Source organism: Cobetia sp. 29-18-1, from assembly GCF_029846405.1.
Classification (GTDB): Bacteria; Pseudomonadota; Gammaproteobacteria; order Pseudomonadales; family Halomonadaceae; genus Cobetia; species Cobetia amphilecti.
This window is the reverse complement of the sequence record NZ_JARWKS010000033.1, coordinates 1-14846: the sequence shown is the minus strand read 5'-3', so window position 1 is coordinate 14846 and position 14846 is coordinate 1. Positions and strand designations below refer to the sequence as shown.

General features: G+C 63.0%; 14 protein-coding genes and 1 tRNA gene. 8 read left to right on the top strand and 7 right to left on the bottom strand.

The features are described from left to right. The first annotated feature begins 304 nt into the window (after window positions 1-304). Entirely contained in the window at window positions 305-1885 is a 1581-nt protein-coding gene (locus tag QD208_RS17050; protein ID WP_153636711.1) for a BCCT family transporter, read from the top strand. A 93-nt stretch (window positions 1886-1978) separates the two neighbouring features. Here QD208_RS17050 and QD208_RS17045 read toward each other — a convergent pair whose 3' ends face one another. The 3 genes from QD208_RS17045 to QD208_RS17035 form a co-directional block, all read right to left on the bottom strand. Then, window positions 1979-2407, bottom strand: coding sequence for an organic hydroperoxide resistance protein (locus QD208_RS17045; RefSeq protein WP_054556341.1), 429 nt, complete (start codon window positions 2405-2407; stop codon window positions 1979-1981). Between the two features lie 99 nt (window positions 2408-2506). Then, complete coding sequence (locus QD208_RS17040; RefSeq protein ID WP_279837591.1) at window positions 2507-3364, bottom strand: DUF3883 domain-containing protein; 858 nt, start codon at window positions 3362-3364, stop codon at window positions 2507-2509. Between the two features lie 24 nt (window positions 3365-3388). Then, complete coding sequence (locus QD208_RS17035; protein ID WP_107335803.1) at window positions 3389-4252, bottom strand: YicC/YloC family endoribonuclease; 864 nt, start codon at window positions 4250-4252, stop codon at window positions 3389-3391. A 195-nt stretch (window positions 4253-4447) separates the two neighbouring features. On the opposite strand from QD208_RS17035, the gene rph reads away from it, so the two are divergent. Further along, the gene (gene rph, locus QD208_RS17030) at window positions 4448-5194 is read left to right on the top strand and encodes a ribonuclease PH (protein ID WP_043331764.1); all 747 of its coding nucleotides are present in this window, start codon (window positions 4448-4450) and stop codon (window positions 5192-5194) included. A gap of 143 nt (window positions 5195-5337) precedes the next feature. Here the strand turns inward: rph and QD208_RS17025 are convergent, their stop codons facing one another. After that, entirely contained in the window at window positions 5338-6105 is a 768-nt protein-coding gene (locus QD208_RS17025; protein WP_043331765.1) for an exodeoxyribonuclease III, read from the bottom strand. Between the two features lie 86 nt (window positions 6106-6191). On the opposite strand from QD208_RS17025, the gene pyrE reads away from it, so the two are divergent. From pyrE to rep, 4 genes are all read left to right on the top strand, one after another. Further along, window positions 6192-6866 carry an orotate phosphoribosyltransferase gene (gene pyrE / locus QD208_RS17020; RefSeq protein WP_107335804.1) on the top strand — a complete coding sequence of 225 codons (675 nt, stop codon included), beginning with the start codon at window positions 6192-6194 and terminating at the stop codon, window positions 6864-6866. Window positions 6867-6921: 55 nt separating this feature from the next. Continuing rightward, window positions 6922-7482: a YfaZ family outer membrane protein gene (locus tag QD208_RS17015; protein WP_043331768.1), complete on the top strand. Its 561-nt coding sequence runs from the start codon at window positions 6922-6924 to the stop codon at window positions 7480-7482. 144 nt (window positions 7483-7626) lie between these two features. Next, the gene (gene trmL / locus QD208_RS17010) at window positions 7627-8100 is read left to right on the top strand and encodes a tRNA (uridine(34)/cytosine(34)/5-carboxymethylaminomethyluridine(34)-2'-O)-methyltransferase TrmL (protein ID WP_279837587.1); all 474 of its coding nucleotides are present in this window, start codon (window positions 7627-7629) and stop codon (window positions 8098-8100) included. An 80-nt stretch (window positions 8101-8180) separates the two neighbouring features. After that, window positions 8181-10262 carry a DNA helicase Rep gene (rep, locus tag QD208_RS17005; protein WP_279837585.1) on the top strand — a complete coding sequence of 694 codons (2082 nt, stop codon included), beginning with the start codon at window positions 8181-8183 and terminating at the stop codon, window positions 10260-10262. Between the two features lie 30 nt (window positions 10263-10292). On the opposite strand, the gene QD208_RS17000 is transcribed toward rep, so the two are convergent. After that, window positions 10293-10787, bottom strand: a complete 495-nt coding sequence (locus QD208_RS17000; protein ID WP_279837584.1) for a c-type cytochrome — start codon at window positions 10785-10787, stop codon at window positions 10293-10295. A gap of 144 nt (window positions 10788-10931) precedes the next feature. Between QD208_RS17000 and QD208_RS16995 the strand changes: the two genes are divergently transcribed. Together QD208_RS16995 and QD208_RS16990 are read left to right on the top strand one after the other, a co-directional pair. Beyond that, window positions 10932-11008: transfer RNA gene (locus QD208_RS16995), tRNA-Arg, on the top strand. Window positions 11009-11258: 250 nt separating this feature from the next. Further along, entirely contained in the window at window positions 11259-12875 is a 1617-nt protein-coding gene (locus tag QD208_RS16990; RefSeq protein ID WP_279837582.1) for a coniferyl aldehyde dehydrogenase, read from the top strand. Window positions 12876-12881: 6 nt separating this feature from the next. Here QD208_RS16990 and rnk read toward each other — a convergent pair whose 3' ends face one another. Beyond that, entirely contained in the window at window positions 12882-13295 is a 414-nt protein-coding gene (gene rnk, locus QD208_RS16985) for a nucleoside diphosphate kinase regulator (protein WP_215823617.1), read from the bottom strand. Between the two features lie 187 nt (window positions 13296-13482). Further along, on the bottom strand, window positions 13483-14373 hold the full coding sequence (locus QD208_RS16980) for a WYL domain-containing protein (RefSeq protein ID WP_043331776.1): 891 nt from the start codon (window positions 14371-14373) through the stop codon (window positions 13483-13485). Between the last annotated feature and the right edge of the window lie 473 nt (window positions 14374-14846).

Sequence of the window (14846 nt, the reverse complement as noted above, 5' to 3'; positions counted from 1 at the left end):
CACGCTCTCCCTAAAGATAGGTCAGAACGTGTCAACTATATTCAGGACGGGACACTGATGTGAAAAAGGCCGCCCACTCGGGCGGCCTTTGCATGTCGTCATGCACGGATCAGCCTGGCATGGCCGCAAGATGGCAGCCGAGGGAGGTCATGAGTTGTTATCACCGATGCCCGGATGTAAAACGGCTGTAGGCTTGGTGATACGTCGCGTTACATGGGTGTAAAAACAACGGCTTGTGTCATAGTTCAGCGTTTTACGGCTGATACACTGCACCGTCACTCAGATCATGCCCAGAGGCTGACTAATGACGGATTCTTCCCGGACTGTTTCGTCCGGCTCCGCCACACCGGTAAATCCCCCCGCTGAACCCGCCCACACCCCGCAAGGTATCGACTGGCCCGTCTTCATCATCAGTGGTGGCGTATTGGCAGTGTTTGCCATCGCCGCATTGGTGGATCTCGACGCTGTCTCCGCGCTCATCCAGAGTGCCTTCGGTGTCTCGACCCAATACTTCGGTGCCTACTGGCAAGCGCTGATGCTGGCGACCTTCGTCATCGCCATCGTGCTGACCATCGGCCGTACCGGACGGGTGCGCATGGGCGGGCTGGCGGCGCCAGATATCTCGACGCTGCGCTGGATGGCCATCATCCTGTGCACGTTGCTGGCGGGTGGTGGTGTCTTCTGGGCAGCGGCAGAGCCGATCGCTCACTTCACCTCGCCGCCGCCGGTATTCGGCGCGGACGCCCCGACGGGCAATGCCGATGCCGCCTACAACGCGCTGGCGCAGAGCTTCATGCACTGGGGCTTTCTGGCCTGGGCGATGCTCGGCAGCCTGACCGGCATCATCTTCATGTACCTGCACTACGAGAAGGGCCTGCCGCTCAAGCCGCGCACGCTGCTCTATCCGCTGTTCGGCGACCGCGTCATGCGTGGCCCCATCGGTGCGCTGGTCGATGCCTGCTGCGTGCTGGCAGTGGTGGCCGGTACCGTCGGCCCCATCGGCTTCCTCGGCCTGCAGGTCAGCTATGGCCTCAATGCGCTGTTCGGCATTCCCGATACCTACGCGACCCAGCTCACGCTGCTGCTCGTACTGACCGTCATCTATACCCTGTCGGCCGTCAGCGGCGTGACCCGTGGCATCCAGTTCCTGAGCAGCACCAACGTCCTGCTCGGCGGCGCGCTGCTGCTGTTCATCCTGATCATGGGCCCGACCGGCTTCCTGCTCGAAGCCTTCCCGCAGGGCCTGGTGCGCTACGTCGGTGACTTCGTCGCCATGTCTTCCTTCCGGGGTGACGATGGCTGGCTGAATGGCTGGACGCTGTTCTTCTGGGGCTGGTTCATCGGCTATGGTCCGCTGATGGCGATGTTCGTGGCGCGTATCTCGCGTGGCCGCACCCTGCGTCAGATGGTGCTGCTGATCGCGGTCATCTCGCCGCTGGTCACCTGCCTGTGGTTCACCATCATTGGTGGCAGCGGCTTGGCCTTCGAGCTGAGCAACCCGGGCAGCGTCTCCGGTCCGTTCACCGGCTTCAATCTGCCGGCAGCGCTGATCGCCATCACCCAGCAACTGCCGTTCGGCTTCACCATCTCGGTGCTGTTCCTGGTGCTGACCACGCTGTTCGTCGCCACTACCGGTGACTCGATGACCTACGCGGTCTCGATGGTGATGAGTGGCCACGACAATCCGCCGCGCGGCGTGCGCGTGTTCTGGAGCCTGATGATGGGCGTGGTCGCGGCGCTGCTGATCTCGATGGGCGATGGCGGCATCAACGCGCTGCAATCCTTCATTGTCGTCACCGCCGTGCCGGTGTCGCTGATTCTGCTGCCCAGCCTGTGGAACGCTCCGCTGATTGCCCGCCGCATGGCGCGCGAGCAGGGCGTCTGATCGACTCCGTTCGAAAGCCATGCGCGTCTCGCACCATCAAAAACGCCGCCCCGAGGGGCGGCGTTTTCGTGTCTGGCGATCAGTCGTCAGCCATCAGACGCTGACGTTCAGCGTCACATCGATGTTGCCACGCGTCGCGTTGGAGTACGGGCACACCTGATGCGCCTTCTCGACCAGCGCATCCGCCTCGGCCTTGTCCATGCCCGGCAGGCTGATATCCAGCGCCACCTCGATACCGAAACCGGCCGGAATCTGGCCGATGCCCACCTTGCCAGTGATCTCCAGGCCTTCCGGCAGCGTCACGCCGTCAGTGCTGGCCACGTGCTTCATGGCACCGATGAAGCAGGCAGAGTAACCCGCCGCGAACAGCTGCTCCGGGTTGGTACCTTCACCGCCACCACCACCCAGCTCCTTCGGCGTGCTCAGGGTGACATCCAGCGCCCCATCGGAAGAACGCGACTTGCCCTCACGACCCCCAGTGGTAGTGGCTTCTGCACGGTACAGCACTTGTTCGATAGACATGCCTGACTCCTTGAGCGGAAAAGCCCTCAGCCGAGGGATGGAAACAAGATGGCGCTTGTCGGGCAGAGTTTCAATTGCTGAGGGACGGGTGCCAGACATTCACAGCAGGTGCGCGCGATAGCTCTGCGGGTTGAGCGTCAATTGCGGGTAGAGGTCGCCCCTCAAGCAGTACATGTTGGGCTGGGTTAAGAAGCTAAAGATGCGGAAAAGATGGTAGTGCTCAGGATTGGCTTGCGAGCACTTGAGTTCATTTGGCGTGATGAAAAAAGCGCACTCTTTGGCAAATGCCGTTGTCTTCACCTCGATCCAACGCTCGCGTCCATCCGCATCAAAGGACAGGACGTCATAGCCCAAGCCATCGCCCTGGGTTTCCGCCACATGCTCGACCTTCTCGGCCAGCGATGTGTGGCCTTCTTTTCTAAGGCGCATCTTCTCAAAGGCCACCACAAAGCGCTCGCCAGCACTCCCCAGTGCATGGTTGCGGGCTTCTCGCGCCAAGTAGTCGCGCTTAACCGGCGTGGGCGTCGCGTAACGCTGTTTGGCTTCCTGCACGCTGGTCTGAGGCGTCTTAGATTCCGGTGGCGTGACAATGATGGAAGTATCTTTGGGGGCCGGTGCATCAATGACCGGCCGGTCTGCTGCATTGCGTGCTGCCTGATCGAATAGCTCAGTACGCAGTAGGTGGCGTTCAACAACATCGACCAGCATGCCCTGATAGTTACTCCTCGGCTTGTAGCCGTTGATATAGGGGCAGTCGGCATCGCGCAGCACGGCACTGATATTTTGGTGCTTAAATTCGATAGAAGCCTTTGAGCGATTATTTAATTTCTCGGCAAGCTCACGATTGTGGTCCTTTTTCACGTAATGCTGGCCGCAAAGTTCTGCAACCAGCATCTTCTTGTACGTTTCGACAATCGCTGTGACTTCTTCACCACTCCATGGTTCGGGTCTGCTCATCCGGCTAACTCCTTTGGCGGGATATCACTCGATATTCTGAATCTGCTCGCGCATCTGTTCGATCAGCACCTTGAGCTCGACGGCGCAGCGGGTGGTGTCGGCGACGACGGACTTGGAGGAGAGGGTGTTGGCTTCGCGGTTGAGTTCCTGCATCAGGAAGTCGAGGCGGCGGCCGATGGGGCCTTTCTGGGTGAGCTGACGACGGACTTCGCCGACGTGGGTGTCGAGGCGGTCGAGTTCTTCGTCGACGTCGGCTTTCTGGGCCATCAGGGTCAGTTCGGCTTCCAGGCGTTGCGGGTCGAGGGTGGCGCGGACTTCTTCGAGGCGAGCGAGCAGGTTCTCGCGCTGACGGGCGAGGATGTCGGGCATCAGGCGGCGGACTTCGGCGACGTGGGTATCGACGCCATCGAGGCGTGCGCTGATCAGCTCGGCGAGGCGTTCGCCTTCGCGGGCGCGGCCTTCGATGTGCTCGTCCAGCGCGCGCTTGAACAGGCTGAGGGCATCGGCCTTGATGCGTTCTTGATCGGCGCCTTCGCGCACCAGCACGCCGGGGTAGTCGAGCAGGGCGAGGCGTGAGGGCTGCGGGGCGTCCGGGCAGTGCTGGCCGACTTCGGCGAGTACGCGGCTGAGTTCACCCAGGCGTCTGGCATCGACGGCGAGGCTGTCGGCACCGGCTTCGGCGTCAAAGCGCAGCGAGAGTTCGACCTTGCCGCGGTTGAGGCGCTTGCGCAGGCCTTCGCGGAAGGCGCTTTCGAGTTCGCGCAGGCTGTCGGGCAGGCGGAAGTGCGGTTCGAGATAGCGCTGGTTCACCGAGCGCAGCTCCAGCGTCAGGGTGCCGTAGTCGGCTTCATGGGTCTGGCGGCTGAAGGCGGTCATGCTGTGGACCATGACGTGCTCCTTGTCGGTTGGCTGTCAGAAGAGGGGCGGTGCATGAGCGACCGCGCTGATAGCCTGAAGTGTACGCGTGCCGCTCTTGAGCGCCCAGTGATCAGGAGCAGGTCCGGCCCGCGCGGTGCGAAGGTCGTCGCCCGTGGCTGCGGCGTGTAGACTCTGGCCTCCCGAATACTGCTACAAGGAATCCCCATGAGCGAAGCCAACGTGACCCGTCCCAGTGGCCGTACCCCGGAGCAGCCGCGCGAGATCCGCCTGACCCGTGAGTTCACTCGTCACGCCGAGGGTTCGGTGCTGGTGGAGTTCGGGGAGACCCGCGTGCTGTGCACCGCCTCTGTCGTGGCTGGCGTGCCGCGCTGGCTGCGCGGTTCCGGCAAGGGCTGGCTGACCGCCGAGTACGGCATGCTGCCGCGTGCGACCCATACCCGTAATGATCGTGAAGCGGCGCGTGGCAAGCAGGGTGGCCGTACGGTGGAGATCCAGCGTCTGATCGGCCGTGCGCTGCGCGCTGCGGTAGATCTCAAGAAGCTGGGCGAATACACCATCACCATCGATTGCGATGTGCTGCAGGCCGATGGCGGCACGCGTACCGCGGCGATCACCGGTGGCTGTGTGGCACTGGTCGATGCGCTGCAGGGCCTGCAGCGTGAGCGCAAGATCAAGACCGACCCGCTGGTGAGTCTGGTCAGCGCCGTGTCGGTCGGCATCTACAAGGGCGTGCCGGTCACCGATCTCGACTATCCGGAAGACAGCAAGGCCGATACCGACATGAATGTCGTGATGGCCGAAGGCAAGGGGCTGATCGAGGTGCAGGGCACGGCCGAAGGCGCGGCCTTCGATCGCGCTGAGCTCAATGCCCTGCTGGATCTCGCCGAGCGTACCGGTGAGCAGCTGTTCGCCGCGCAGCGCGCCGCACTCGGCATGCCGGCCGACGCCTGAGTTCTGCGACATGAGCGCTTGATGCCAGACAGAAAACGCCCCCACCGCTTGCGCGATGGGGGCGTTTTCGTCAGTGCCCGAAGGCACATCATGCGACTGGCAGGGTGGCCCGAGGCCGAACGCTCAAGGGGTGACAGCGTGCATCACAGCTCGAGGTCGTACTCGACGATGACCGGTGCGAACTCGCTGAAGGTGGCATCGGTGTCGATCCAGGCGTCCTTGATGTGACGACGCAGGTTCGGGTCGATGACCTGATAGTCGAGGCGCCAGCCTTCCTGACGGGCGCGCGGCTGGTCACTGTCCAGCGCTGGCCACCAGGAGTACTGGTCGGCATCGCGATTGACTTCGCGGAAGGCGTCGATGAAGCCGATCGGGCCGAAGACCTGATCCATCCATGCGCGTTCTTCCGGCTTGAAGCCCGGCGTCATCTGATTGTCGGACCAGTTGGCGAGGTCGACAGTCTTGTGGGCCACATGCCAGGTGCCGCAGATCATGTAATCACGACGCTTGCGGCGCAGCTTGCTGAGGTATTCCTGATACTGCTCCATGAAGGCGCCCTTGGCAGCCGGATCACTTCCGTCAGGCATCAGGAAAGAGCAGATGCTGAAGCGGTCGTAATCGGCCTGCAGGTAGCGGCCTTCGTTATCGCACTGCTCGAAGCCCAGTCCATACATGATGGCCTTGGGGATCTGGCGGCAATAGAGGCCAACCCCTGAGAAGCCGTCTTTTTCGGCGTCCAGGAAGTAGCCTTCGTACCCTTCCGGGTAGAGGATGCTGTCGTCGAGCTCGAAGCTCTTGGCCTTGAGGTTCTGGATGCAGACGACGTCGGCGTCCTGACTGGCAAGCCAGTCGAGGAAGCCGCGGCTGACCGCTTCTCGAATACCATTGACGTTAACTGTAGCGATTTTCATACGTGGTCCCTGGTTCGTCGCGCCTGTATGATACCCGAGCTTTAGACGATTTGGTAAATGGCTAACGAATTCAAAGGTGATATCGGATGCAGGACTACCAGCGGGAGTTCATTGAGTTTGCCATCGAGCAGGACGTGCTGCGGTTTGGCGAGTTTACGCTCAAGTCCGGGCGGGTGAGCCCCTACTTCTTCAATGCTGGTCTATTCCGCTCCGGACAGGCCCTGGCGCGTCTGGGACGCTTCTATGCGCGTGCCATCGTCGAATCAGGCCTGGAGGCCGATGTGCTGTTCGGCCCGGCGTACAAGGGTATCCCGCTGGGTGCCGTGACGGCCGTGGCGCTGGCTGATCATCATGATCGTGACATGCCGTTCACCTTCAATCGCAAGGAAGCCAAGACCCACGGTGAAGGGGGCTCGTTGGTCGGCGCGCCCCTCGAAGGCCGCGTGATGATCATCGACGATGTCATCACCGCCGGCACCGCCATCGGCGAAGTGATGGAGATCATCCACGCCGAGAGTGCCAAGGCGGCGGGTGTCGTGATCGCACTGGACCGTCAGGAGCGCGCTCCCGATGGTCAGGGAGGCCTGAAGGCGAACAGCGCCATTCAGGAAGTGGAGGCACGTTTCTCCATGCCCGTGGTCAGTATCGTGACGCTCGACCAGGTGCTCGAATATCTGGAACAATACGCACAGCAGGAACTGTCTGGGCATGCGGTCGCGATTCGCGACTACCGTGCGCAATACGGTCTCCAGGGCGCCTGAGAGCGTTCATGACCCGCGCAGCATTACCTTCCCAGTCACGTACAGAGGTGCATACATGACAGCTCACCGTAACATTCTCGGCCTTTCGGCAGCCATCCTCGCTGCCAGTCTGTCCGCCCCGGCCATGGCCGGCAACGCTGACCTCAACCTGAATACTGAAGCCGTTCAGGGCGAAATCAATGGCGAGATCGGCAATGGCGTCCAGCTCGGCGGCGGTATCCTGTCCAGCGATGACCACGATGACGTCACGGCCGGTCACGTCCAGCTGCTGGGCACCGAGCGCACCAGTGAATACGACGTGGGCCTCGGCGCACGCTGGAGCCAGTACGACACCGACCACGGTGACGGCGGCGGTCTGGGCCTCGGCGGCTACGGCTACTACTACCTGCCGGGCGCACCGCGCGTCTCGCTGGGTGGCTACGGCTACGTGACCCCGGACGTCGCGACCAGCAACGACCTCGAGCACAGCTACGAATACGGCCTGCGCGCACGGTATCAGGTCATCGACAACGTCGAAGGCTATGTCGGCTACCGCAAGGTGAAGGCCGACTTCGAGAACCGTGACGAACGCACGCTGGATTCCGGCCCGCTGGTCGGCATGCGTCTGCAGTTCTGAGGCGGGTTCTCGGCAACGCGTGCTCCGCGTGAGTCACGCATTGCGGTAAGATGGCGGGCCCTTCGGGGCCCGCTTTGCGTTGTCATGGCCAGGTGAGCATCGCCGGCCAGCCCCCTGTTTTCGCCCTCTGCCGCGAGTCTGCTCATGCTCGATATCGTGCTCTATCAGCCCGAGATTCCGCCCAATACCGGCAACATCATCCGGCTGTGTGCCAATACCGGTTATCGCCTGCATCTGATCGAGCCGTTGGGGTTCGAGCTGGATGACAAGCGCCTGCGCCGCGCCGGTCTCGATTATCATGAGTGGGCACGTGTGCAGCGCCATGCCAGCCTCGATGACTTCGTGGCAAGCGTGACACCTTCGCGGGTCTTCGCGCTCTCGACGCGTGGGCGCACCGCGCCGCATGAGGCCAGCTTCCAGGCCGGTGATGCGCTGGTGTTCGGCCCCGAGACCCGCGGCCTGCCACAGGCGATGCTCGACAGCCTGCCCCGCGAGCAGGTGTTGCGCCTGCCGATGCTGGCCGACAGCCGCAGCATGAACCTGTCGAATGCCGTCGCCGTGGTCGTCTATGAAAGCTGGCGTCAGCTCGATTTCGCCGGCGCCGCAATTCTCGATTGATCGGCCAGCCCTCGATTGACCGACCATCGCCCGCGTGAGATGCATTTCCGCTCCCTTTCTTCGCCCAGCAGGACACCGTGATGACCGAGATCCGTGATCGCCTCGCCAAGCTCAACCCCCGCCAGCAGGAAGCCGTGCGCGCCATCGATGGCCCCTGTCTGGTACTGGCCGGTGCCGGATCAGGCAAGACCAGCGTGATCACGACCAAGATCGCCTATCTGGTGCAGGAATGCGGCATGAAGGCACGCAACATCGCCGCCGTGACCTTCACCAACAAGGCGGCGCGCGAGATGAAGGAGCGTGTCGGCAAGATGCTCAAGGGTCGCGAGGGCCACGGGCTGATCGTCTCGACCTTCCACACCCTCGGCCTGACCATCATCCGCGGCGAGCTGAAGACGCTGGGCTACAAGCCGGGCTTCTCGCTGTTCGACACCGATGACGCCAAGGTGTTGATCAAGGAGCTGATGCACAAGGAAGCCGACTCCGACGCCGAGCAGATCAATGCGGTGCAGAGTCAGATTTCCACCTGGAAGAATGACCTGATCCTGCCCGGGGCGGCGCTGTCGCATGCCGAGGATGAAGACGCCCAGTACGCCGCGGTGATCTACGAGGCCTACAACCGGCACCTCAAGGCCTACAACGCGGTCGACTTCGATGACCTGATCCTGCTGCCGGTGGTGCTGTTCCGTGATCACCCCGAGGTACTGGCGCGCTGGCAGCGGCGCATCCACTACATGCTGGTCGATGAGTATCAGGACACCAACATCAGCCAGTACCTGCTGGTGAAGATGCTGATGCAGGAGCGCCAGACCTTCACGGTGGTGGGCGATGATGACCAGTCGATCTACGCCTGGCGTGGCGCACGCCCCGAGAACCTCGTCACCCTCGGTGAGGACTTCCCGCGCCTGAACCTGATCAAGCTGGAGCAGAACTATCGCTCCACCGGCATCATCCTGCGCGCGGCGAACACCCTGATCGCCAACAATCCCCACGTCTACGACAAGACGCTGTGGTCGCAGATGGGCGATGGCGACCCGATCCGCATCATCATGAATCGCAACGAAGAGGCCGAGGCCGAGCGCGTGGCGGGCGAGATCCTCACGCGGCGCATCAAGGAAGGCGCCGAATGGCGTGATTTCGCGGTGCTCTATCGCGGCAACTTCCAGGCGCGTCTGCTGGAGCTCAAGCTGCAGCACTACCAGATTCCCTACAAGCTTTCCGGCGGCACCTCCTTCTTCGGGCGCAACGAGATCAAGGACGCGATGGCCTACCTGCGTCTGCTGATCAATCCGGCGGACGACAACGCCTTCCTGCGCATCGTCAACGTGCCGCGGCGTGAAGTCGGGCCGGGCACGCTGGAGAAGCTGGCCAACTACGCCACCGGGCGTGGCGTGTCGCTCTATGCCGCCTGCAGCGAGATGGGCCTGCGCGAGCAGCTCAGTGAGCGGGCGCTGGACCGCCTCGGCCGCTTCACCCACACGCTGGACCGCGTGCGCCGCGAGATGGACGCCGGCCAGTCGATCAGCGCGATCCGCGAGCTGTTCCGCGAGGTGGATTACGAAGGCTGGCTGTATCAGAACGCCAGTGCGCCCAAGATCGCCGAGCGGCGCATGGCCAACGTCTGGATCCTGGTCGATCAGCTCGAGAAGTCGATCAGCGGCAATCCGCAGGAAGAGGTGGAGGAGTTGGAGGGCAGCGAGGCGATGATCGGCGATACCGAGACCGGCGATGTCGCGGCGGCCATCTCGCGTCTGGTGCTGCGCGACATCCTCGAGCAGCAGGCCGAGGAGGATGACTCCGACCGCGTGCAGCTGCTGACGCTGCATGCCTCCAAGGGCCTGGAGTTTCCGCATGTCTACGTGCTGGGGCTGGAGGAGGATCTGCTGCCGCACCGCAATTCCATCGAGATGGACACGGTGGAGGAGGAGCGGCGCCTCGCCTACGTGGGTATCACTCGTGCCCGCCGTACGTTGGTGCTGACTCTGGCGCGTCAGCGCAAGACCTACGGCGAGATGATGGACTGCGTGCCGAGCCGCTTCCTGGATGAGCTGCCGCCGGAAGACCTCGAGTGGGAAGGGCGGGCCGACAAGCCGCAGGATCAGGAGAAGAAAGTGGCCCGCGGGCGGGATGCCATCGCGGGCCTGCGTTCGCTGCTGGGCTGATGTTTACTGTCGGGTACTGCGCGCTGAGACTCAGCGCACGGAGTCGAGCAGGTAATCCACCGCGGCCTTTACTTCCTCATCGGAAAGCGCCGGGTTGCCGCCCTTGGCCGGCATGGCATTGAAGCCTTCGATGGCGTGGGTGTAGAGCGTCTCGTCGCCCTTGGAGAGGCGGCCTTCCCAGTCGCCGGCCTCGCCCAGGCGCGGGGCACCGGCGGCGCCAGTGGTGTGACAGGCCATGCAGATGCCACCGTAGACCTTCTCGCCGTCTATCGCGCTGGCGGCACTGGCTTGCCCGCCAGCGCCGCTGTCCGTCGGCTGCGAGCTCGCTGCCGAGCTATCACCGGCGCAGGCATCGCCCTTCACGCATAGCTCGCCCACCGGCTTGAGTCGCTCGGCAATCGCCTCGCGGGAGTTGTCTGCGGCCTGTGCGGACGCGCTGACAAGCACGCTGAACAGCATCGCGCTCAATGAGAGTGACAGGAAAGAGCGCTTGAGGGGAAAAGCAGCTGGCCGGCGAGCTTGCATGGCGTGCACCTTTTGGGGCTGTGTATCGAGCCAGTATAGCGCTCGCCGGAGGCGCAGCAACCGCGTGGCTGGCGGGATATCTCGACATCGTAGAATCAAGACGTTACCATAAGCGCGCCTCGGTTCACTGCAACCTTGGCATGCGCGCCCATAGCTCAGCTGGATAGAGTACTGCCCTCCGAAGGCAGGGGTCGCAGGTTCAAATCCTGCTGGGCGCGCCAACGAATTCCCGTCACCGGCACCATTGCCGGTCGACACCCGAAAAGCCCTCGTACCTCACGGTGCGGGGGCTTTTTGCATTGCGGCGCGCAGCGGCGCAGGCGACTTTCTTTGACGTCATCAAACGAGTGTTCTAAAACGGGATGAGCTACGCTGGCGCTTCTGCTCGCGCCGGTCGCTACCGCCTGGTACGCCATACTCGTGGCTGTCTGCCTTCGCTGCTGGCTTCTCCGGCCCTCACTGGATGTTCTCATGACGACTGCCGCCCCTGTTGATCCTGCCTCGCCTGAGTCTGCTACCTCGGCCGAATCTGCTACCTCGTCTAATGAGAGCAGCGAGACTGCCACTCGGGAAATCACGCGCATGCAGGCGCTGCTGGAAGACCAGCGCGCCGCCTACGGCCTGTCGCCGATGCCCAGTGCCGACGAGCGCCAGGCCTGGCTGACCTCGCTGCGTGATGCGCTCAAGTCACACGAGGAGGCCCTGATCGCGGCGATCAGCGCCGATTTCGGTCACCGCAGCGCCCATGAAACGCGTCTGGCCGAACTGGTACCGAGCTACGAAGGCATTCGTCATGCACGCCGTCACCTGAAGGGCTGGATGAAGCCCTCGAAGCGTCATGTCAGCGCCGCCTTCCAGCCGGCCTCTGCGCGCGTCGTCTATCAGCCGCTGGGCGTGGTCGGCATCATCGTGCCCTGGAACTATCCCCTCTATCTGGCGATCGGCCCCTTGATCAGCGCCCTGAGTGCCGGCAATCGGGTGATGATCAAGATGAGCGAGTTCACCCCCGAGACCGCCGAGGCGCTGCGCGTGATGCTGCTCGATGCCTTCGATGAGGAGCAGGTGGCCGTGGTGATCGGTGAGGCCGATGTGGCGGCGGCCTTCTCGGCCTTGCCCTTCGACCACCTGCTGTTCACCGGCAGCACGGCGGTCGGCAAGCATGTGATGCGCGCCGCGGCGGACAACCTGACCCCCGTGACGCTGGAGCTGGGCGGCAAGTCGCCGGTGATCATGTCGCGTGAACTGATGGCGGATGAGGCGCAGCGTCGTGAAGCGGCCGGGCGGCTGGCCTTCGGCAAGGGCATGAACGCCGGCCAGACCTGCGTCGCGCCGGACTATGTGCTGTGCAGTGAGGACCAGGTCCCGCTGCTGGTCACGGCGCTGGGTGAGGCCTTCCAGCGCTTCTATCCGCGCTTCTGCGAGACGCAGGACTATTCGCGCATCATCAATCAGCGTCAGTACCAGCGCTTGCGAGAGGTGCTCGAGGACGCCCTGGCGAAGGGTGCGACACTCAGGCCTCTGGTCGACAGTCCCGACTGGAATGACCCGCAGCTGGTCGAGAAGCGTCTGATGCCGCCGCTGGCGTTGCTCGGTGTGACGGATGAGATGCGCGTGATGCAGGAGGAAATCTTCGGCCCGCTGCTGCCGATCGTCGGCCTGTCGGACCCGGGGGCAACGGATGAGGCGGAGGGCGAGACGAGTGTGAAGGACACGTTGCTGGAGGCACCGGCGGATGCGCTGTCCGTCGCGATGGCCTATGTGAACGCTCGGCCCCGGCCGCTGGCGCTGTATTACTTCGGCCACGACAAGCACGAACAGCAGCGCGTCACCGAAGGCACGCATGCGGGCGGAATGTGTCTGAACGACACCCTGCTGCATGTGGCGCAGGATGACATGCCGTTCGGCGGCATCGGGCCGTCCGGGATGGGCCATTATCATGGCAAGGAAGGCTTCCAGACGCTCAGCAAGGCCAAGGGAATCTTCGCCAAGGGGCGCATGAATGGCGCGCGGCTGATGTATCCGCCCTATGCCGATGGGCCGACTGCGCGCGCCATCCATGGTCTTATCCGCCGCCTGCTGATGCGCTAGGCGCTGTCAGCGGTGCAGGTCGCCTGCGCTTTCCGGCTGGTAATGCAGCGCCTCGATACGCACCTCATGCAGGCTGCCATCCGGCAGCCGCCACTCGATGAGGCTGCCGACCTTGAGGCCGAGCAGGGCAGCTCCCAGTGGCGCCAGCACCGACAGGCCATCCTGCTGGCCGGGCAGCGTATGCGGATAGACCAGCGTACGCACCAGAGTCTGCTGGCGAGTCAGGTCCGTGAACTCCACGCGGCTGTTCATGCTGACGATATCGGCGGGCACCTCGTGAGGCTCGACGACCTCGCCGCGCTCCAGCTCATCCTCAAGCTGTTCTGCCACCTGACGGTCGGCGGCGGCAACGCGATCAATCAGGCGCTCGAGGCGTTCGGCGTCCAGACGATTGATGATGATCGAGGGAAGTGTGGCCATGAGACCTCCTGTCAGTCGTGGTGTCAGCCCCTTGCGAGCAAGGCCTTGCGGGACACCAAAAAAACAGCCCTCCGCCGGGAAGGGCGAAGGACTGTGTGCAGAAGTCATCATATAAACTTCGCTCGGCGATGGATAGCCCATTCAGGCAACTGAGGTCAGCGCGAGGGCAGACCCGCTCACTCCCGCGTCAGGCGCTGGAGCTGACGAACAGCCAGTCAGTGATCTCGTCGCGATTGAGCACGACCAGCTGCTGGGCGCGCGGAGACTCTTCCAGGTGGTCCGGATTGATGCCCAGCTCGCGCAGGACGTATTGCACCAGAGCGCCGCGTGTCGGCAGGTGCAGCTCGCCATCCACCATGCCGTGGTCCTGCTCTATCAGGCCGCGCTCGGCGGGCGTCAGGCGCGGGTCGGCGCCCAGCTTCAAGGTGACGCGCGTCTCCCAGCCTTCATCGCACTCGCGCTGGCTGCCCTCGAGGGCTTCACCGAACAGCTCCGGCACCGCGCGGAATCGAGACAGCACGAAGTCACGAAAAGCCCGGTTCTTCTCGCAGAAGGCGCGCACATGCCAGCGGCCAGCGGCGTAGACCAGCGTATGCGGACACAGGATGCGCTCCTCCCCCTGGGGAGAGTTGAGAGAGGCATAGGTCACCTCGAGACGCGCGCCCTGACTGGCGGCTTCAATCAAGGCCCTGACCACCGGCGGACTGGCGCTGCGTGACGGCAGGCGCAGGGCCTCGGTGTTTGCCTGGCCTAGCCCCAACCCGGTGAAATGCGGATTCAGATTGTCGTGATTGCCCAGCAATTGCAGGTATTCATCGACCTCACCCCGCGTCAACATGGGGCAGAAATTCGCCGACGGACGGTAGCCCTTGATGACGGGGTCATACTCGAGATTGTTCTCGGCGACCGTCTCGCGGTAGGTCTTCATGACGCGCGAGGCTTGCTGTCTGGCGATACCGAAGGCGTTGCCCAGATGACGCGAAGTGACTCGCCCCTCCCACAAGGCGATGATCTCGATCAGGCGGTAACGCGCCAGCGTGTCCCATGGCAGGACTTCGAGGCGTTGCTTGATGCTCATTGCTGAATCCTTTCATACGGGTCTTCTGGAGCGTATTCGTGACGCATTGCACACACCTGGCTTGGCAATGGCGACACATGGCGAGTGCTCACGAGGATCGGTAAGAGGACCCTGCTCCGGGTGGCGTGTGGCGAACAAGTCTTCGTTAACTGCAGGATATGCATAAAGAAAGCTCCGGCAGAAGATACCTGCTCCGTTGCGTTGACCCTAGTGACTGCGCATCGACGTCTCGTTTTTGCGTCGTCCAAACGCGACGCATCATTAGAATTCGACGATTTATCCTCGCTCGGTGACGTGTGATTGCGCGCTATCAATAGATCAAGACATTACGTTGCGCAGGGGCGTTGGCCGCGTGTGGCATGCTCTGAATGAAGACGCTATATGCGCAACACGAATATGCCTCATATAACCCTCATTTAAGTGTTAGGGAAACACTGCACAAATCCTGCCGTTGGTGCCTGATCGCCACCGAC

What these genes read in the sequence shown, in the direction of transcription:
- rph (WP_043331764.1), top strand. Translation starts at nt 4,448, where the DNA reads ATGAGCGAAGCCAACGTGACCCGTCCCAGTGGCCGTACCCCGGAGCAG.
- pyrE (WP_107335804.1), top strand. Translation starts at nt 6,192, where the DNA reads ATGCAGGACTACCAGCGGGAGTTCATTGAGTTTGCCATCGAGCAGGAC.
- QD208_RS16980 (WP_043331776.1), bottom strand. Translation starts at nt 14,373, where the DNA reads ATGAGCATCAAGCAACGCCTCGAAGTCCTGCCATGGGACACGCTGGCG.
- QD208_RS17025 (WP_043331765.1), bottom strand. Translation starts at nt 6,105, where the DNA reads ATGAAAATCGCTACAGTTAACGTCAATGGTATTCGAGAAGCGGTCAGC.
- QD208_RS17040 (WP_279837591.1), bottom strand. Translation starts at nt 3,364, where the DNA reads ATGAGCAGACCCGAACCATGGAGTGGTGAAGAAGTCACAGCGATTGTC.
- rnk (WP_215823617.1), bottom strand. Translation starts at nt 13,295, where the DNA reads ATGGCCACACTTCCCTCGATCATCATCAATCGTCTGGACGCCGAACGC.
- QD208_RS17000 (WP_279837584.1), bottom strand. Translation starts at nt 10,787, where the DNA reads ATGCAAGCTCGCCGGCCAGCTGCTTTTCCCCTCAAGCGCTCTTTCCTG.
- rep (WP_279837585.1), top strand. Translation starts at nt 8,181, where the DNA reads ATGACCGAGATCCGTGATCGCCTCGCCAAGCTCAACCCCCGCCAGCAG.
- QD208_RS16990 (WP_279837582.1), top strand. Translation starts at nt 11,259, where the DNA reads ATGACGACTGCCGCCCCTGTTGATCCTGCCTCGCCTGAGTCTGCTACC.
- QD208_RS17035 (WP_107335803.1), bottom strand. Translation starts at nt 4,252, where the DNA reads ATGGTCCACAGCATGACCGCCTTCAGCCGCCAGACCCATGAAGCCGAC.
- QD208_RS17050 (WP_153636711.1), top strand. Translation starts at nt 305, where the DNA reads ATGACGGATTCTTCCCGGACTGTTTCGTCCGGCTCCGCCACACCGGTA.
- trmL (WP_279837587.1), top strand. Translation starts at nt 7,627, where the DNA reads ATGCTCGATATCGTGCTCTATCAGCCCGAGATTCCGCCCAATACCGGC.
- QD208_RS17045 (WP_054556341.1), bottom strand. Translation starts at nt 2,407, where the DNA reads ATGTCTATCGAACAAGTGCTGTACCGTGCAGAAGCCACTACCACTGGG.
- QD208_RS17015 (WP_043331768.1), top strand. Translation starts at nt 6,922, where the DNA reads ATGACAGCTCACCGTAACATTCTCGGCCTTTCGGCAGCCATCCTCGCT.